The 17,430-nt window shown below is 68.6% G+C and carries 17 protein-coding genes; 10 read left to right on the top strand and 7 right to left on the bottom strand.

Annotated elements, in window-relative coordinates; all coding sequences use genetic code 11:
- Positions 1-102: 102 nt before the first annotated feature.
- On the bottom strand, positions 103-870 hold the full coding sequence (locus tag AWC16_RS11015) for an MBL fold metallo-hydrolase (protein ID WP_207572308.1): 768 nt from the start codon (positions 868-870) through the stop codon (positions 103-105).
- Positions 871-925: 55 nt separating this feature from the next.
- Between AWC16_RS11015 and fgd the strand changes: the two genes are divergently transcribed.
- Both fgd and ald read left to right on the top strand, forming a co-directional pair.
- Positions 926-1,936, top strand: coding sequence for a glucose-6-phosphate dehydrogenase (coenzyme-F420) (gene fgd / locus AWC16_RS11020; RefSeq protein WP_085264789.1), 1,011 nt, complete (start codon positions 926-928; stop codon positions 1,934-1,936).
- Positions 1,937-1,984: 48 nt separating this feature from the next.
- Complete coding sequence (gene ald / locus AWC16_RS11025) at positions 1,985-3,100, top strand: alanine dehydrogenase (RefSeq protein WP_085264790.1); 1,116 nt, start codon at positions 1,985-1,987, stop codon at positions 3,098-3,100.
- A 194-nt stretch (positions 3,101-3,294) separates the two neighbouring features.
- Here ald and AWC16_RS11030 read toward each other — a convergent pair whose 3' ends face one another.
- From AWC16_RS11030 to glnX, 5 genes are all read right to left on the bottom strand, one after another.
- On the bottom strand, positions 3,295-3,711 hold the full coding sequence (locus tag AWC16_RS11030) for a hypothetical protein (protein ID WP_165759207.1): 417 nt from the start codon (positions 3,709-3,711) through the stop codon (positions 3,295-3,297).
- Between the two features lie 22 nt (positions 3,712-3,733).
- Complete coding sequence (locus tag AWC16_RS11035; protein WP_085264792.1) at positions 3,734-4,090, bottom strand: hypothetical protein; 357 nt, start codon at positions 4,088-4,090, stop codon at positions 3,734-3,736.
- A gap of 86 nt (positions 4,091-4,176) precedes the next feature.
- Positions 4,177-6,468, bottom strand: a complete 2,292-nt coding sequence (locus AWC16_RS11040; RefSeq protein WP_276062493.1) for a serine/threonine-protein kinase PknG — start codon at positions 6,466-6,468, stop codon at positions 4,177-4,179.
- A complete protein-coding gene (locus AWC16_RS11045; protein ID WP_085264920.1) occupies positions 6,468-7,400 on the bottom strand; it encodes a glutamate ABC transporter substrate-binding protein in 933 nt (310 codons plus the stop codon). The genes AWC16_RS11040 and AWC16_RS11045 overlap by 1 nt, the downstream gene beginning before the upstream one ends.
- 50 nt (positions 7,401-7,450) lie before the next feature.
- Positions 7,451-8,770, bottom strand: a complete 1,320-nt coding sequence (glnX, locus tag AWC16_RS11050; protein WP_085264793.1) for a protein kinase G-activating protein GlnX — start codon at positions 8,768-8,770, stop codon at positions 7,451-7,453.
- A gap of 164 nt (positions 8,771-8,934) precedes the next feature.
- Here glnX and AWC16_RS11055 point away from each other — a divergent pair, with 164 nt between their 5' ends.
- On the top strand, positions 8,935-9,396 hold the full coding sequence (locus AWC16_RS11055) for an NUDIX hydrolase (RefSeq protein WP_085264794.1): 462 nt from the start codon (positions 8,935-8,937) through the stop codon (positions 9,394-9,396).
- A gap of 95 nt (positions 9,397-9,491) precedes the next feature.
- Here AWC16_RS11055 and thiE read toward each other — a convergent pair whose 3' ends face one another.
- Complete coding sequence (thiE, locus tag AWC16_RS11060; protein WP_085264795.1) at positions 9,492-10,169, bottom strand: thiamine phosphate synthase; 678 nt, start codon at positions 10,167-10,169, stop codon at positions 9,492-9,494.
- A gap of 57 nt (positions 10,170-10,226) precedes the next feature.
- On the opposite strand from thiE, the gene thiO reads away from it, so the two are divergent.
- From thiO to AWC16_RS11095, 7 genes are all read left to right on the top strand, one after another.
- Complete coding sequence (thiO, locus tag AWC16_RS11065; RefSeq protein WP_085264796.1) at positions 10,227-11,243, top strand: glycine oxidase ThiO; 1,017 nt, start codon at positions 10,227-10,229, stop codon at positions 11,241-11,243.
- Positions 11,240-11,437: a sulfur carrier protein ThiS gene (thiS, locus tag AWC16_RS11070; protein WP_085264797.1), complete on the top strand. Its 198-nt coding sequence runs from the start codon at positions 11,240-11,242 to the stop codon at positions 11,435-11,437. The genes thiO and thiS overlap by 4 nt, the downstream gene beginning before the upstream one ends.
- Complete coding sequence (thiG, locus tag AWC16_RS11075) at positions 11,430-12,191, top strand: thiazole synthase (RefSeq protein WP_085264798.1); 762 nt, start codon at positions 11,430-11,432, stop codon at positions 12,189-12,191. The genes thiS and thiG overlap by 8 nt, the downstream gene beginning before the upstream one ends.
- An 80-nt stretch (positions 12,192-12,271) precedes the next feature.
- Complete coding sequence (locus AWC16_RS11080) at positions 12,272-13,057, top strand: SGNH/GDSL hydrolase family protein (protein WP_207572304.1); 786 nt, start codon at positions 12,272-12,274, stop codon at positions 13,055-13,057.
- A 31-nt stretch (positions 13,058-13,088) separates the two neighbouring features.
- Complete coding sequence (locus AWC16_RS11085) at positions 13,089-14,570, top strand: M28 family metallopeptidase (RefSeq protein ID WP_085264921.1); 1,482 nt, start codon at positions 13,089-13,091, stop codon at positions 14,568-14,570.
- Positions 14,567-16,024 carry a M28 family peptidase gene (locus AWC16_RS11090; RefSeq protein WP_085264800.1) on the top strand — a complete coding sequence of 486 codons (1,458 nt, stop codon included), beginning with the start codon at positions 14,567-14,569 and terminating at the stop codon, positions 16,022-16,024. Before AWC16_RS11085 ends, AWC16_RS11090 begins: the two co-directional genes overlap by 4 nt.
- A gap of 156 nt (positions 16,025-16,180) precedes the next feature.
- A complete protein-coding gene (locus AWC16_RS11095; RefSeq protein WP_085264922.1) occupies positions 16,181-17,419 on the top strand; it encodes a TetR/AcrR family transcriptional regulator in 1,239 nt (412 codons plus the stop codon).
- Positions 17,420-17,430: the final 11 nt, after the last annotated feature.

Here is a 17,430-nt window from a genome sequence, read left to right on the forward strand (position 1 = left end):
GAATGCGTTCTGTCGCAAGGTTTTCGGCACATGTTGACGATTCCGGACCTAAGGTCCACAACTACGGATCTGATCGCTAAGGGCCGCCCTTAAACTGCCTGATCAGCGCTTATCGGATTGTGACCTTCCACGTCTGCCCGCGCGGGCGATAGCGGCCTCGGCGGCCTCTTTGATCGGGCCGCGCCACACGTCGCCGTGACCGGGCGCCAGGATCTCGGTCTCCAGCAGGGCCAGTGCGCTCAGGCTGCGGAGGCTGTCGTCCTGGCTGTGGCTGAACAGTGCCGGCAACAGCTGCGGTCCGGTGTGGGCCAGCACCGGGTGGCCGGTTATCAGGGCGTCACCGCTGGCCAGCACACCGTCGACCAGATACGAGCAGTGGCCGCGGGTATGACCGGGGGTGGGGATGGCCACCGGCTGACCGGGCAGGCTCGCGGCGATGTCTCCGGTCAGCGGTTGGGCAGACGGGATGCCCTCGCGGTTCAGGCCGCCGTTGCGCAGCACGTGCACGCTCCACAGCGCCCAACTCGGCCGCCACAGGTGCGGGGCCACCGCCAGCGGCGACGCCTGCTCCAGATACTCACGTTTGGCGTGGCCCACTTCGTCGGCGTGGCAATAGACCGGTGTGCCGTGCGTTTTCGCGAGCCAGATCGCCGCGCCGAAATGGTCGACGTGGGCGTGGGTGAGCAACACCGCGCGCACATCGGCCGCGTGATAACCCAGCGCGCCCAGCGACGCCAGCACGTCGGTGCGGTCACCGGGATAGCCGGCGTCGATCAGCAGCACGCCGGTGTCGTCCGTCACCAACAGCCAGTTGACCGCCTCGCCGCGGGCCAGGTGCACCCGCTCGGTGACCGGAACGAGCTCGACCAACTTCTCGCCCATGCCCGTGAGTCTAGAAAGACGGTGGGAGTGTAGAAAAGGTGGAATGGCGGAACTGAAACTGGGATACAAGGCATCGGCGGAGCAGTTCGGGCCGAGGGAACTCGTCGAGCTCGGTGTTGCCGCCGAAGCACACGGTATGGACAGCGCCACTGTCAGCGACCATTTCCAGCCCTGGCGGCACGAAGGCGGGCACGCCCCGTTCTCGCTGGCGTGGATGACCGCGGTCGGAGAGCGCACCAGCAGAATCCAGCTGGGCACCTCGGTGCTGACCCCGACGTTCCGGTACAACCCCGCCGTGGTCGCGCAGGCCTTCGCGACCATGAGCTGCCTGTATCCGCAGCGGATCTTCCTCGGCGTCGGCACCGGCGAGGCCCTCAACGAGATCGCCACCGGTTTCACCGGCCAGTGGCCCGAGTTCAAGGAACGCTTCGCCCGGCTGCGCGAGTCGGTACGGCTGATGCGCGCGCTGTGGCGGGGCGACCGGGTGGACTTCGAGGGTGACTACTACCAGCTCAAGGGCGCCTCGATCTACGACGTGCCGGAGGCCGGCGTGCCGGTCTACATCGCGGCCGGTGGGCCGGCGGTGGCAAAGTACGCCGGGCGAGTCGGCGACGGCTTCATCTGCACCTCGGGCAAGGGCGAAGAGCTCTACACCGAGAAGCTGATGCCCGCCGTGCTGGAAGGCGCAGCCGCCGCGGAGCGCGACGCCGACGGGATCGACAAGATGATCGAGATCAAGATCTCCTACGACCCGGATCCCGATCTGGCGCTGAACAACACCCGGTTCTGGGCGCCGCTGTCGCTGACGGCCGAGCAGAAGCATTCCATCGACGACCCGATCGAGATGGAGAAGGCGGCCGACGCCCTGCCGATCGAGCAGATCGCCAAACGCTGGATCGTGGCCTCAGACCCCGACGAGGCCGTGGAACAGGTCGGCCAATACGTTCAGTGGGGCCTGAACCACCTGGTGTTCCACGCTCCCGGCCACGACCAGCGACGCTTCCTGGAGCTCTTCAAGTCCGACCTGGAGCCGCGGCTGCGTCGGCTGGGCTGACGGTGCGGCTTTCCAGGTGGTAACTCACGGACCGACGAGGAGTCCCTGATGCGGGTCGGCATCCCCGCCGAGGTCAAGAACAACGAGTTCCGGGTGGCTATCACACCTGCCGGTGTCTCGGAGCTGGTCCGCCGCGGGCACCGCGTCTTGGTGCAGGCCGGTGCCGGTGCGGGGTCGTCGATCGGTGATTCGGAGTTCAGATCCGCTGGTGCGCAGATCATCCCAGGCGCGGAAAGCATCTGGAGCGAGGCCGATCTGGTGCTGAAGGTGAAAGAGCCGGTCGAGCACGAGTACCCGATGATGCGGCCGAAGCAGGTTTTGTTCACCTATCTCCATCTGGCCGCGTCCCGGGCGTGCACAGCGGCGTTGCTCGACTCGGGCACCACGTCGATCGCCTACGAGACCGTACGCGCCGACGACGGTTCACTGCCGTTGCTCGCGCCCATGAGCGAGGTGGCCGGGCGGCTGGCGACACAGGTCGGCGCGTTCTACCTGATGACGCCGGCTGGGGGCCGCGGCGTCCTGATCGGCGGTGTGCCGGGTGCCCGTTCGGCTGAGGTCGTGGTGATCGGGGGCGGCACGGCGGGTTACAACGCAGCACGGGTCGCTGTCGGCATGGGTGCGGATGTGATCATCTTGGATGTTGACCTGACCAGACTGCGGGACCTGGATGCCGCCTTCGACGGCCGCGTCCACACACAGTATTCGTCGGCATTGGACCTTGAAGCCGCAGTGCGGCGAGCCGACCTGGTTATCGGCGCGGTGCTGGTTCCGGGCGCCAAGGCGCCCAAGCTGGTCTCCAATTCAATTGTGGCGCAGATGAAACCAGGCTCGGTGGTGGTGGACGTCTCCATCGATCAGGGTGGCTGCTTCGAGGATTCGCGACCGACCACGCACGACGCGCCGACCTACACGGTTCACGACGCGCTCTTCTACTGCGTGACGAATATGCCCGGTGCGGTTCCGGGCACCTCGACCGTGGCACTGACCAACGCCACCATGCCGTATGTGATCAGTCTCGCCGACTCCGGATGGCGTAGGGCGTGTCAGGCCGATGTCGCGTTGGCGCGAGGACTCACCACCCACGATGGCGCGCTGTTGAATCAGCAAGTCGCAGAAGCCCTGAGCCTGCCGTTCACCGAACCGGAGACGGTGCTGACGTAGCAGAACCGTTGTCAGGCGTAGCCGCAGCTGGGATCGGGCGCGTCCTGAAACAGCGGGGCGTCGATCGGTACGCACGACCGAGTTCGAATCGCCAGCAACGGTTTTGGTGTCGACGAGGTACTCCTGGGAAACGGGGTGTTCGCCGGGAATCGATCGGTCTCCATCGGGCGCACATCATTGCCATAGAGGTTCCATCAGCCGGAGGCTTTGATCTCGGCTGGGATGTCCTTGACAGTCTGGGGGTTCATCCATGTCTTTGTCCAAGTGCCGTCAGGGTTTCTGTCCACGTGAGCGGTGCCGACATCGCTGGACAGCAACCATAATTGGTCTGTGTTGGACAACCATGTGATCCCGACGCCATGTCGGGTGCTGTAGGTCTCCGTGTCACGGAACACTTCCTTGCCGAACTTGTCTTGAATGACCGCGACCCATGTCGCTACGCCGTTTTCCTCGGGGCCGTGGTCGGCCAGCGCCGTATAAGAGCCGGAAGGAGACATCTTGGGTTGTCCAGGCTGGACGAAGCGGTCGTTAGTGCGGTCGGACTTGCCGAACAGGCCACAGGCAGCAACCAGTGCCGCTACTGCGACTACGCCAATTGCGCCTTTGATCATGGTGCTGGATATCCCTCTACCTTCAAGACGTTGCCTGCGTCGTCGGCTTCGCGAAAGTCCTCGCGTTCGGCGTCATTGACGCCGACAGCACCAGTCCCTTGTTGCTCTGTTGGGCCTGCGCGCCGCGGGTGGCGATCGCGGCCGCAGTGCGCAGCATGTCGGCCGGGCCGTGGACTACCACCACGTCAGCGGCGGCGCGGTGCTGGAAGGCTTGCGCTCCGCCGCCACTCCACGGAGTGCCGCCGGGGCGCACCGAGGCGTCGCGGACTTCGGTGAACGCGGCTTCCCAGGTGTTGGCTAGGTTGGTCCAGGTGGCGGCGCTGCTTGCAAGGTAGTCCCAGTTGGCGTCCTCGATCTGCGTCAGCGTCGGAAACGTCATCGTGGGCTACCTCGGCGTCCCGAGACCGCTGGCGTCGCCGTCGATACCGGAGCCAGCAGCGCGTGAAGGCTTTCCATCCCGACCCATCAGAACGTGCTCATCGGCCGCACCGCGTTGGCCATATCGACCAACGCGTAACGGTGCTCCTGCGTGGGCGCCAGCCGGGCCAGCGAGCGCAGCGCCATCTCCACACCGAGCCGCAGCCCATGATCGGTGAACGGGAATCCCAGGATGTGGTTGGTGCTGGCCTCGTGCTCGGTCAGCCAGTCCATCGCCGCACCCAGCACCAGCGCCCGGATCTGCAACACCCGAGGTTCGGTGTCCGGCAGTGCCTCCACCCGGCGCGCGGCGTCGCGGATCTGAGCCTCGGTGATCTCGTTGGTCGAGCGCCCCGACAACAGCGTCACCGCGCTGGTCAGGCGCGCAGTGGTGAAATGCCTTGAGGTAGCGGGTACTTCGTCAAGGGTACGAACCGCCGCGGTCCGGTCGCCCTCCACCGACAGGGCCCGGGCCAGACCGAAGGCGGCCGAGATCACGCTGTCGTCGGTGTGCCACACGGCCTCATAGAAACCGCGCTCGTCGTCGGTCCCGGCCAGCTCGGCGGTGGCGGCCAGCGCCATCTTCGGCGCCAGCTCACCCGGGAACATGTCGAGGACCTCGGTGAAATCCTTGCGAGCCGCCTCGTAGTCGCCGGTGAGCAGCTCGGCCACCCCGCGGAACCAGACCAGCCGCCACCGCCAACCCACCTGCTCGGCGAGCTCATCGAGCTTGCTTGCGGCCTTGGTGACGTTGCCGAGATCCAGCAGTGCGCGCACCTCCATCAACGGCAGTCCGATGGACTTCGATAGGTCGATGCCCTCGGATTCCAGCGCGCTGTTGCGCACGGCGCGCAGTGATTCCAGCGTCTGCACCGGTTCGCTGAGCTCCATCGACGACAGCAGCGGGGCGGCGACGTCACCCGGGTCGATCAGCGGCACCTGCAGTGCGGTGACGATCTCGCGTGCGGTCAGATTCTGGGAGTGCACATGCCCGTCCAGGTAGACGTCGGTGTGCGCGACCAGCAGATGTACGCCGAACGTGGACCGCGACCGGGTGAACACCGTCGACAGCCCGGGCCGCGGTATCCCGGTGTCCTCGGCGACCACCTCGCGCAGCACACCCATCAGCTGGGCCGACATCTCCTCCGCGGAGGTGAATCGGCGGCGCGGGTCGGGGTCGATGGCCCGGCGCAGCAGCCGTCGGTAGGAGTCGTACTTCGTCAGGACCGGGTCGTCTTCGGGCAGACCCTCGACGTAGCGGCCGTCGCGGGTGCGCAGCTTCAGCGTCAGCGCGGCCAGGGTGCGGCCCACCGTGTAGATGTCGGTGGCCACCGTGGGTCCGGTGCGGACGATGTCGGGCGCCTGGAAGCCCGGGGTGCCGTAGAGGTATCCGAAGGAATTGATGCGTGCCACCGCGCCGAGGTCGATCAGCTTGAGCTGTTCCTCGGTCAGCACGATGTTCTCCGGCTTGAGGTCGTTGTAGACCAGTCCCAGCGAGTGCAGATAGGCCAGCGCCGGAAGGATTTCCAGCATGTAGGCGATGGCCTGGGCCACCGGCAGCCGACTGCCGCGGCGCTGCTTGAGCGACTGCCCGCCGACGTACTCCATGACGATGTAGCCGACCGGGTCGCCGTGCGAATCCGGGTGCTGGACGAAGTTGAAGATCTTCACGATCGACGGGTGGGTCACCTCGGCGAGGAACTGCCGCTCGGCCATCGCGATGGCCTGCGCCTCGGCGTCGCCGGAATGCACCAGACCCTTGAGCACCACCGGGCGCTCGTTGACGTTGTGGTCGACCGCCAGGTAGACCCAGCCCAGGCCACCGTGCGCCACACAGCCTTTGATCTCATACTGCCCGGCCACCATGTCGCCCGGTTTCAGTTGTGGCAGGAAGGAATACGGGCTGCCGCAGTGCGGGCACCAGCCTTCCGAGGCCCCCTTCGCGTCCCCGGTGGAACGGCCCACCGGACGACCGCAGTTCCAGCAGAACCTCTTGGACTCGGCGACCACCGGGTCGGCCATGAGCGCCGAGAGGGGGTCGATCTCGGGAACCCGGGGGATCTCCACCAGGCCGCCGCCCAGGCGGCGCTGCGGGGCGACCGTGCGCACCACCGTCGTCTCATGGGATTCGGCCAATCCCGCGGAGTTCGATTCGCGCGGGCGGAAGATCGCCTGGGTCGACATCGGGCGGCGAACCGACGACGATTCGGCCAGTACGTCCGCTCGCTGGGTGGCCGGCCCGTCGTCGTCGAGCTCCGCAGCGCCGCTGCGCTCTGCGTCGTCGGTGTCGTCGCGCGGCTCCTCGGCGTCGCTGCGCACTGCATCGTCGTCGCGGGCCATCAGTCCGAATACCTCGGCGTAGGCGGCACCGGCGCCGGACCCAGCACCGTCAACCACTTGCGGTACAACGTGTTCCAGGTGCCGTCCCGGCGGATGCGCTCCAAGGTGCCGTTGACGAAGCGCACCAGCCCGGTGTTGTCCAGGTTGATCCCGATGCCGTAGGGCTCCTCGTCCATGCTCGGTCCGACGATGTGCAGATACGGGTCCTGCGCCATCAGCCCGGCCAGGATCGAGTCGTCGGTGCTGACGGCGTCGACCTGGCGCTGCTGAAGGGCCACCAGGCAGTCGGCCCAGTTCACCACCGAGACGATGATCGGCGCCGGTGAGATGTTCCGGATCCGCCGCAGCGAGGTGGTGCCCTGCGCGACGCAGACCCGTTTGCCGGACAGGTCTGCCGCCTGCCGGATCGCGGAGTCGCGTGGCACCAGCAGACGTTGGTTGGCGACGAGATACACCGTCGAGAAGTTCACCAGCTCCCGTCGGCCGCAGGTGATGCTCATGGTCTTGACCACGATATCGACTTCGGATTTCTGCAGTGCGGCAATCCGTTCGGCCGACGCCAGGATCCGGTACTCCACCTGCGACGGCGTGCCGAAGATGTCGCGGGCCACCTCGCCGGCGATGTCGACGTCGAAACCGGTGATCTCGCCGGTGATCGGATCGCGGAAGCTGAACAGGTTGCTGCCGATGTCCAGCCCGACGATCAGCCTGCCGCGCTGGCGGATCTTGGCCACCGCCGCGTCGGCCTCGGCCTTGTTGCGGAACGGCCGCAGGCTGGCGGTGGCGTCGCAGTCTTCGGCGGCCGGCTCGGGTGGCCGCGGCGCCTCGGGCGGCAGCTCCTGCATCCCGGCCGGGGTGGGCGGCGGCAACGTCGGCACCGCGGTAGCCGTCACGAACTCGGTGTGTCCGCATCCGGTCACAGCGGACAGCATCAGGATCGCGCCCAGTGCGCCCAGGAGCAGCCGGGGCCGGCGGGGGGTCATCATCGGTACTCGCTCAGTCGTGGCCACAACCCAAGCCCGACCGCGATCGCGGCACCCAGACTCAGCACCGCGCCCCCGACCGGGGCCACCGACAGTACCCGGCGGGCGTTGAGGACGTCACCGCGCAGCTGATTGCGGCTGTGCTGCAGCGCCTTGTCGAGGGCCGAGTCGAGCTGGTCGAACGCCGGCGTGGAGTCGTCGCCGCTGCCGCCCAGCGCCACCTGGGTGGCCGCCCGGTAGTTGCCGACGGCGATGTAGGAGTTCATCCGGTCATTGGCCTGCCGCCACCGGGCCAGCAGCTTCCCGGTGTTGGCCAGATCCGCCTTGTCGACGGCGTCGCCGCGGGCGAGGTACTCCTCCAACTGTTGCTGCATGGCGTCGATGCGCTGGTAGAAGGTCTGCTTGCGGGTTTCCTCGTCGCCGCGACGGATCAGCGACAGGGTTTCGTCGGCACGCGCCTGCTGCGCGGTGATCGCCAGGTTGGTGATCGCCTTGAGGGATTCGGCTCCGGTGTCCTTGGCGGTGCGACTGCCCGCGGTGGAGATCACCAGGACGGTGCCGACCCAGATCACCATCACCAGGATCGCCAGCCCGCCGGCGACCAGGCCGGGGTTGATCCGGCGCCGGGTGGTGCGGGCCAGCCAGCGGTGCGCGAACGCACCGAACAGCACGGTGGTCGCCACCACCAGGATCACCGGGGCCGGCACCCGGGTGGACGCCGTGGTCTGGAGGTCCACGGTGGCCGAAGTGGCCTGGTAGAGCCGTTGGGCGTCGGGCAGGATGGTGTGCTGCATCAGCTCGGAGGCTTCCGACAGGTATGACGAACCGACCGGATCGCCCGATCGGTTGTTGGTCCGGGCGGTCTCGATCAGGCCGGTGTAGACGGCCAGCTGGGCGTTGATCCGCCCCAGCAGCTGCAGCAGCGGCTCGTCGCTCAGACCGCCGGAGGCCCTGGTCACGGCGACCGCCGCGTCGGTGATGGCCTGCTCGTAGCGTTCCCGCACCGCCCGCGGCTCACCCTGGGCGATGAATGCGGTGGCCGCGGCGGCGTCGGCGACCGACAGCCTGGTGTAGAGCTGACCGGCGGCGTAGGCCAGCGGCTCGGTGTGGTCGAGCACCGTGGTCAGGGTGTTCTGCCGGTTGTTGATCGTGGTCGCGGTGGCGAAGGCGCTGATGCCGCCCAGGGAGGCCAGCATGAGGCCGATGGCCAGGATTCGCCCCGGGGTGGTGGTGAAGAACCACCAGCGGGGCCGGGCCGCTTCGGTCGGCGACCGTAACCCTGCCGGCTCGGTTGACGGATGCGCCAACTCAACGGTCACGTCTGTTCAGACTCCATCCCTGCGGCTGCTCGCGACACCAACGATAGTAAAGGAATTCTAAGAGTGCAGGTGTCGTCCACGCCGCCCGTCGCAACGGTTGTTGCCGAAAACGACGCGTGATCTCGCCACAACCGAGACCTTGCCTGTCCCGATACGCTTCCAGCGTGCGTGGTGACGGCGATGGATGGGCGTTCTCCGATACCGGCGCCCGCTTCTGGGGACGGCACGGCGCGGCGGGTCTGCTGCTGCGGGCACCCCGTCCCGACGGCTCCCGCACCGTGCTGCTGCAGCATCGCGCCTGGTGGAGTCATCAAGGCGGCACCTGGGCGCTGCCCGGCGGCGCCCGCGACAGCCACGAGACCGCCGAAGAGGCCGCCATCCGCGAGGCGCAGGAGGAGGCCGGCGTGCCCGCCGATCGGATCGTCGTGCGCGCGGCGGTGGTGACCGCGTCGGCCAGCGGCACCACCTGGACCTACACCACCGTGGTGGCCGACGCCGACGAACTGCTCCCGGTGGTGCCCAACGGGGAGAGCACCGAACTGCGGTGGGTCGACGAGCATGAGGTGGCCGGGCTGCCGCTGCACCCCGGCTTCGCCGCCAGCTGGGAGTCGCTGCGCGGGGTCTGACCCCGGCCGCGACGTTCCGGCTCGCCGAACGTGTACTCAGCGCGAGAAAATGCCGGGCAAATCGCGGGCTCAGTGCACGTTCGGCGCGGCCAGGCTCAGCGCGCGGCGAGCCCGGCCCGCAAGGCCGCCGCCGCAGCCCGCGGATCCTCGGCGGCGGTGATCGCCCGCACCACCACCACCCGGTGGGCGCCGGCGGCCAGCACCTGCGGCAACCGCTCGACGTCGATGCCGCCGATGGCGAACCACGGCTTGGCGGCGCGCCGATCCGTGGCGAATCGCACCAGGTCCAGACCCGGCGCCGGTCTGCCCGGTTTGGTGGGGGTGGGCCAGCACGGTCCGGTGCAGAAGTAGTCGACCGGTTCGGCCATCGCGGCGCTGACCTGGTCGGGGTCGTGGGCGGACCGGCCGATCAGTACGTCGGGCCCGATGATCTCGCGGGCCACCGGCAGCGGGAGATCGTCCTGGCCCAGGTGCAGTACGTCGGCCCCCGCGGCCCGGGCGATGTCGGCGCGGTCGTTGACCGCCAGCAGCGCCCCGTGCCGGCGCGCGGCGTCGGCCAGGATCTCGCAGGCCGCCAGCTCGCCGCGGGCTTCCAGGGGACCGAACCGCTGCTCGCCCGGGGAACCCTTGTCGCGCAGCTGGATGATGTCCACCCCGCCGGCCAGTGCGGCGTCGGCGAACTCGGCCAGATCACCGCGTTCCCGGCGGGCATCGGTGCACAGGTAGAGCCGGGCATCACCCAGGCGGGTCAGACGGTCGGAGCGTTTGTGCACACCGCGACGGTAGCGGCTAGCTTGGTGAGTTGACACCCAGGTGGAAGGGAGCCGCACATGCCCGGGCCCTCGCTCGGTTCGCTGGCCGTGATCGGCGGCGGCGTCATCGGGCTGTCGGTCGCTCGGCAGGCCGCCCGCGCCGGGTGGACGGTGCGCGTGCACCGCACCGCCGAGCACGGTGCGTCCTGGGTGGCCGGCGGAATGCTGGCCCCGCACAGCGAGGGCTGGCCCGGCGAGGAACAGCAGCTGCGGTTGGGGCTGCGCTCCCTGGAGTTGTGGCATGACTTCCTCCAGGGGCTGCCGGACCATGTCGTCACCGCGCGCGAATCGCTGGTGGTGGCCGCCGACCGGGCCGACGCCGCCGACCTACGCACCGTCGCCGACTGGCTGTCCGGGCAGGGCCATCCGGTGCGCTGGGAGTCCGACGCCCGCGACGTCGAACCGCTGCTGGCCGCCGGCATCCGGCACGGTTTTTCCGCCCCCACCGAGCTGGCTGTCGACAACCGTGCCGTGGTCACCGCCCTGATCGGCGCCTGCGAGGAACTCGGCGTGACGTGGGCGCCCCCGGTGGGTGATCTGGCCGAGGTGGTGGACGACGATGCCGTGGTGATCGCCAACGGCATCGACGCCCCGGCGCTCTGGCCCGGGCTGGCGATCCGGCCGGTCAAGGGGGAAGTGCTGCGGCTGCGCTGGCGCAAGGGCTGCCTGCCGCCGCCGCGACGGGTGATCCGGGCCCGGGTGCACGGCCGGGCGGTGTATCTGGTGCCGCGTCCCGACGGCGTGGTGGTGGGAGCCACCCAGTACGAGCACGGCCGCGACACCGCCCCGGCGGTGTCGGGGGTGCGCGACCTGCTCGACGACGCCTGCGCCCTGGTCCCGGCACTGGGGGAGTACGAGCTGGCCGAGTGCGCCGCCGGCCTGCGGCCGATGACACCGGATAACCTGCCGCTGGTGCAACGTCTCGACGAACGGACGTATATCGCCGCGGGTCACGGCCGCAACGGTTTTCTGCTGGCGCCGTGGACCGCCGAACAGGTTGTCTGCGAACTACTTCCGGTTGGAGTACGGCAATGATCATCAATGTCAACGAGAAGCCGGTCGAAGTGGCCGAGGCGACGACGGTCGCGGCGCTGCTGGCTTCGATGGGCTACCCCGACCGCGGTATCGCGGTGGCGGTGAATCAGGCGGTGCTGCCGAGATCGCGGTGGACCACCACGCTTTCCGACGGCGCCCGGCTCGAGGTGGTGACGGCGGTGCAGGGTGGTTGATGACGCGAAGCTGACCATCGCCGGGCGGGAGTTCAGCTCCAGGCTCATCATGGGAACAGGTGGGGCGCAGAGCCTGACGGCACTCGAAGAGGCGTTGGTGGCATCCGGCACCGAGCTCACCACGGTCGCGATGCGCCGGATCGACGCCGAAGGCGGGACCGGGATGTTGGATCTGCTGAGCCGGCTGGGCATCACGCCGCTGCCCAACACCGCGGGCTGTCGTAGCGCCGCCGAAGCCGTGCTCACCGCGCAGTTGGCGCGCGAGGCGCTGGGCACCGAATGGGTGAAGCTGGAGGTGATCGGCGACGAACGCACCCTGCTGCCCGACGGCATCGAATTGGTCCGTGCCGCAGAACAATTGGTTGACGACGGGTTTGTGGTGCTGCCCTACACCAATGACGACCCGGTGCTGGCCCGCCGGCTCGAGGACGTCGGATGCGCGGCCGTGATGCCGCTGGGGTCGCCGATCGGCACCGGGCTGGGCATCGCCAACCCGCACAACATCGAGATGATCGTTGCGGCTGCCGGGGTTCCGGTGGTGCTCGACGCCGGCATCGGCACCGCCAGCGACGCGGCGCTGGCGATGGAACTGGGATGCGACGCGGTGCTGCTGGCCACTGCGGTGACCCGAGCGTCCGACCCGCAGGCCATGGCTACGGCCATGGCGGCCGCCGTCACCGCCGGGTATCTGGCGCGCCGCGCCGGCCGTATCCCGAAACGCTTCTGGGCGCAGGCATCCAGCCCGGCCCTGTGATGCGCACCGAGTGTGAGTATCGCGACGCCTCGGCGGCGTGTTGCGTCGCCAGATTCACCCCTCGGCGGAGGTAGACGAGCGTGAATCGCTATGTCGCCCTCGGGAGTTCGATGGCGGCCGGTCCCGGAATCCGGCCGGGCGCCGCCGGCGCGCCGACGGCATCGGGACGCTCGGCGCGTAACTATCCGCATCTGGTCGCGCACGCGCTGAACCTCGACCTCGTCGACGTCACGTTCTCCGGTGCGACAACGGCCCACCTGCTGGCTGAGCCGCAACGTGGCGCACGACCGCAGATCGAGGCGCTGGACGGCTCGGAAGCCCTGGTGACCATCACCATCGGCGGCAACGACGTCGGCTATGTGCCGTTGCTGATGGCAGCGATGCTGCCCCGGGTGGCCCGGCGGCTGCCGGCGATCTCCGCCCTACTGGACCGTGAGCAGCGTGAGCAGGCGCTGACCGAGGTCGAAGCAGCACTGTGCGAGGTGGGCACCGCGGTCCGAGACCGGGCGCCGCACGCGCGAGTGCTCTTCGTCGACTACCTGACCCTGATGCCACCGGAGGGCGTGCGGGCCGGGCGGTTGCCGGAACAGGTGGCGCAGCTGGCCCGTCACGTCGCCGACGGGCTGGAGCGACACACCGCCGCGGCGGCCGCCGCCACCGGATGCGAGATCGTCCGCGCCGGGCAGGCCAGCCGGGATCATCACCCCTGGTCGGTGCTGCCGTGGACGGTGGGGGCGGGCCTGCCACTGCCGTGGCGGCCGTGGCCGTTTCACCCCAACGCCGCCGGCATGGCCGCGGTCGCCGAGATGGTCGGCGCACACCTGGGCGGACCGGGCCTGACCTCGCCCGCGGCGGGCACCCACTAACGTGGACGCGGTGGAGTACAAGTCGAAGTTGATGCCCGTCCTCGGTGCCGTTCTGGTCGGTGCGCTGTTCAGCGCCGGTTGCAGCCGCACCCCGGTGAACACCGAGCAGGGAGCCGATGCCGCCGCGGCCGTGGAGTTCGCCAACACCCTGCGCGACAAGGTCACCGTCGACGCGATGATGGCCCACCTGCAGAAGCTGCAGGACATCGCCAACGCCCACAACGGCACTCGCGCCATCGGCACGCCGGGATACGACGCCAGCGTCGACTACGTGGCCAGCACCTTGCGGGAGCACGGCTTCGATGTGGAGACGCCGGAGTTCACCGCCCGGGTGTTCAAGTCCGAACCGGGCTCGGTTCAGCTCGGCGACAAGACCGTTACGGCCCGCGCACTGATGTACAGCCTCGGAACCCCGCCGGAGGGTGTCACCGGCCCGCTGGTTGCCACGCCCGCCGACGACGACAGTCCGGGCTGCAGCGCAGAGGACTACAAGGGGCTGACGGTCAAGGACGCCGTCGTCCTGGTGGACCGCGGCACCTGCCCGTTCAAGGAGAAGATGGCCATCGCCGTCGAGCACGGCGCGGTGGCGATGGTGGTCGCCGACAGTGTCGACGAAGAGAAGATGGGCGGCACCCTGGGCGAGAAGACCGAGGTGAAGATCCCGGTGGTGAGCGTGACCAAGGCCGACGGTGCGATGCTGCGCGGCGGCCACGGGACCATCACGGTCAAACTCGACGCGCACACCGACGACATCCCGTCGCGCAACGTGATCGCTCAGACCAAGACCGGATCAACCGAGAACGTGGTCATGCTCGGCGCCCACCTGGACAGCGTCCCGGAGGGCCCGGGCATCAACGACAACGGATCTGGGGTTGCCGCGGTGCTGGAAACCGCTCTGCAGCTGGGTGATTCGCCACAGGTGCGCAACGCGGTGCGGTTCGGCTTCTGGGGCGCCGAAGAACTCGGCCTGATCGGGTCGATGAAGTACGTCGAGTCGCTCGACGTCGAACAGCTCAAGAACATCGCCCTGTATCTGAACTTCGACATGCTCGGTTCGCCCAATCCCGGCTACTTCACCTACGACGGTGACCAATCGCTGGCCCCGGACAAGCGGGGCCAGCCGGTGGTGCCGGAGGGCTCGGCCGGCATCGAGCGGACCCTGGCCGCCTACCTCAAGTCCGCCGGGAAGGAACCGCAGGACACCTCGTTCGACGGCCGCTCCGACTACGACGGATTCACCCTGGCGGGTGTCCCGTCCGGCGGCCTGTTCTCCGGGGCGGAGGTGAAGAAGTCGCCCGACGAGGCCAAACTGTGGGGCGGCGCGGCCGATGAGCCGTTCGACCCGAATTACCACCAAAAGGGCGACACCATCGACAACATCGACCGCGACGAACTGGCCGTCAACGGCCGGGGCGTCCCCTACTCGGTCGGGCTGTACGCCCAGGATCTCAGCGGCCGCAACGGAGTTCCGATTCGGGACGATCGCACTCGTCACGTCGTCACCCGCCCATGATCCGTCCGGCGGGAGCCCTGCTGGTCGCCGTCGGCGTGCTGGCGGGCTGCTCGCCGGAGCCCGCCCAGCCGCCACTGTCGAACCGGCTGGCCGGTCAGGTCACCGTGGCTGCGATGGTGTCGCACCTGCAGAGGCTGCAGGAGATCGCCGATGCGCATGGGCGGAATCGGGCCGACGGCACGCCGGGTTTCGACGCCAGTGTGGAGTACGTGGTGAACGCCCTGCGGGACAAGGGCTTCGATGTGGCCACCCCGGAGCTCACCAGGTTGGACACCACGTCGCCGGGCAATCCGACGCTGACCGTCGCCGGCTTCGGCTACCCGGTCGATCAGGCCTCCCTGCTGGTGCGTACCCCGCCCGGCGGGGTGACCGGTCCGGTGGTCCGCCCGACCCGATCGACCGGCTGTGCGCCGGCCGACTATCCGCCGACGGTTCCCCGCGGGGGGATCGCCGTGGTCAGCGACGCCGGCTGTTCGGTGGTCGCCAAACAGAACGTGGCGGCCGAACGCGGTGCTGCCGCGCTGGTGGTGGTCAGTCTGCCGAGCCGGAACGGTGCGCCCACCGGACTTTTCCCACCGAACTACTACGACCAGCTCACGCTGCCGGTGGCGGTGACCGGTCGCGACGGCGACAGCGCGCTGCGCCGCGCCACCGGTCCGGTGCGGCTGGTGCTGGACACCACCACCGTCAAGATCACTTCACGGAATATCTTGGCCCAGACCAGAACCGGATCCGAGTATGATGTCGTGATGGTCGGTGCGCACCTGGACGGGGCGCCGGGCGGGCCGGGCATCAACGACAACGGCTCGGGTGTGGCCGCGGTGCTGGAGACCGCCCTGCAGCTGGGCCCGTCGCCGGCGGTGACCAACGCGGTGCGGTTCGCGTTCTGGGCTGCCGAGGAACGACAGCTCGGCGGCTCGACGGACTACGTCTTCGGCCTCGACCGCGACCAGCTCAACGACATCGCCCTGTATCTGAACTTCGACATGCTCGCCTCCCCGAATCCCGGTTACTTCACCTACGACGGTGATCAGTCCGCGCTGCCGAGCCGCGACATCACCCCCGACGACGTCCCGGCCGGATCGGCCGGTGTCGAACGCACCCTGGCCGGATACCTCAACCTGGTGGGCGTGCGGCCCGCCGACATGCCGCTGAGCAGCGACACCGATTACAGCCCGTTCGTGGTGGCCGGGGTGCCCATCGGGGGAATCACCACCGGCGCATCCCAACTCAAGACCACCGCGCAGGCTCGGCTGTGGGGCGGAAAGGCCGGTGCGCCGTTCGACCCGAACTACCACGGCCCCGGCGACACCGTCGAGGCGATCAACCAGCACGCGCTGGCGCTGACCGGTTCCGCGGTGGCGTTCGCGGTGGCGAACTACGCGCAATCCATCGGGGGGCCCAACGGTGTCCCGCCCCGCGACAAGCGCCACCGGGCACCATTGGGCCCCTGACCAAACGGGGCGGGATGTACGGCGCGGCCTCCTCTGCGGTACAAGATAGGCTGTGCTAATAATGCTGTGCTAACAAAAGAGTTGACCTGAGTTGATCGGGGGGTGGGTACCACGCTTGGTGACACGAACGACCCGGCGGGCCAGACCGGTGCCCGTATGAGGCGACGCCCCAAGGACCGCAAGGCGCAGATCACCCGTGCGGCCGCGGAGACTTTCAGCGCACAGGGCTACCACGCGGCCAGTATGGAGGCGATCGCCGCCAAGGTCGGAATCTCCGCCCCGGCGCTGTACCGGCACTATCCCAGCAAGTACGAGATGTTCGCCGTCGTCGTCGGCGCACTCGGACAGCAACTGGTCGACTCCACAGCTTTCATCGACGACATGACCGATGCCGAATTGGCACAAGATCCGCAGGCGGTACTGGACCGGCTGGTCGACGGACTCATCACATCGACGATTCTCAACCGTGAGGCCGGCGCGCTGTTCCGGTGGCAGGCCCGCTACCTGCACCCCGACGACCAAGCCAAGCTGTTCAGCCAGATGGAGACGGTCGGCAGGCGTGTGCAACGTCCACTCGCCGCGCTGCGCCCCGGGCTGACCCCGGTGGAACGGTGGACCTTGTCGTTGGGCCTGATCAGTATCTCCCGCAGCATCATCGGGCATCGGCTGCAGCTCCCAGATGAGGAAGTCAGGCCATTGCTCATCGCGGCGGCGCGGGCAGTCGCCGCAACACAACTTCCCCAAGCCGAAGACCTCGGGGTCAATCGTCCGTCGGTGTGGCGCATCTTCACACCGGACGCCGGACCCTATGAGGCGCTGTTGCACTCGGCGATTCTGCTGTTCGGCAGGCAGGGATATGCCGAGACCGGCGTCACCGAGATCGCCGAAGCCGTCGGTGTCCCAGCCTCCGGCGTCTACCGGTATTTCTCGAGCAAGGGCGACATCCTGACGACAGGCCTGCAGCGTGCCCTCGACCGGATCGCCGGGGAGATGGCGGCTATCGCGGGTGTCTTCGCCGAGCCGGCCGAGGCGCTGCATCGGCTGGTCGAGGCATACGTGGCCACGGTGTTCGCCAACCCCGAACTGGCGGCGGTCTATGACACCGAGCGGGTGAACCTGGCACCCGCCGAGCGGGGACGGCTGCGGGATTCCGAGCAGGCCTTCATCGATACCTGGACACAGCCGATGATGGCGGTCAGACCGGATCTGGATCCGGCGCACGCGAAGTTCTTGGTGCACGCTCTGGCCGCACTCGTGGACGACTTGGGCCGGGTGGCCCGGGGCGGCGAGGAGCAGACCGACGGCATGGTCCCGTGGAGCCCGGGTTACGCCCAGGCCTGCCTGCGTGAACTGATCGAGTCCATCGTGTTCGGCAGGACCGGCGACGACAACTGACGCCGAATACC

The sequence above is a fragment of the Mycolicibacter longobardus genome, assembly GCF_002102265.1.
GTDB classification, from domain to species: Bacteria; Actinomycetota; Actinomycetes; order Mycobacteriales; family Mycobacteriaceae; genus Mycobacterium; species Mycobacterium longobardum.

What these genes read in the sequence shown, in the direction of transcription:
- fgd (WP_085264789.1), top strand. Translation starts at nt 926, where the DNA reads ATGGCGGAACTGAAACTGGGATACAAGGCATCGGCGGAGCAGTTCGGG.
- ald (WP_085264790.1), top strand. Translation starts at nt 1,985, where the DNA reads ATGCGGGTCGGCATCCCCGCCGAGGTCAAGAACAACGAGTTCCGGGTG.
- AWC16_RS11030 (WP_165759207.1), bottom strand. Translation starts at nt 3,711, where the DNA reads ATGATCAAAGGCGCAATTGGCGTAGTCGCAGTAGCGGCACTGGTTGCT.
- AWC16_RS11035 (WP_085264792.1), bottom strand. Translation starts at nt 4,090, where the DNA reads ATGACGTTTCCGACGCTGACGCAGATCGAGGACGCCAACTGGGACTAC.
- AWC16_RS11040 (WP_276062493.1), bottom strand. Translation starts at nt 6,468, where the DNA reads ATGGCCCGCGACGACGATGCAGTGCGCAGCGACGCCGAGGAGCCGCGC.
- AWC16_RS11045 (WP_085264920.1), bottom strand. Translation starts at nt 7,400, where the DNA reads ATGCTGTCCGCTGTGACCGGATGCGGACACACCGAGTTCGTGACGGCT.
- thiO (WP_085264796.1), top strand. Translation starts at nt 10,227, where the DNA reads ATGCCCGGGCCCTCGCTCGGTTCGCTGGCCGTGATCGGCGGCGGCGTC.
- thiS (WP_085264797.1), top strand. Translation starts at nt 11,240, where the DNA reads ATGATCATCAATGTCAACGAGAAGCCGGTCGAAGTGGCCGAGGCGACG.
- AWC16_RS11085 (WP_085264921.1), top strand. Translation starts at nt 13,089, where the DNA reads ATGCCCGTCCTCGGTGCCGTTCTGGTCGGTGCGCTGTTCAGCGCCGGT.
- AWC16_RS11090 (WP_085264800.1), top strand. Translation starts at nt 14,567, where the DNA reads ATGATCCGTCCGGCGGGAGCCCTGCTGGTCGCCGTCGGCGTGCTGGCG.
- AWC16_RS11095 (WP_085264922.1), top strand. Translation starts at nt 16,181, where the DNA reads ATGAGGCGACGCCCCAAGGACCGCAAGGCGCAGATCACCCGTGCGGCC.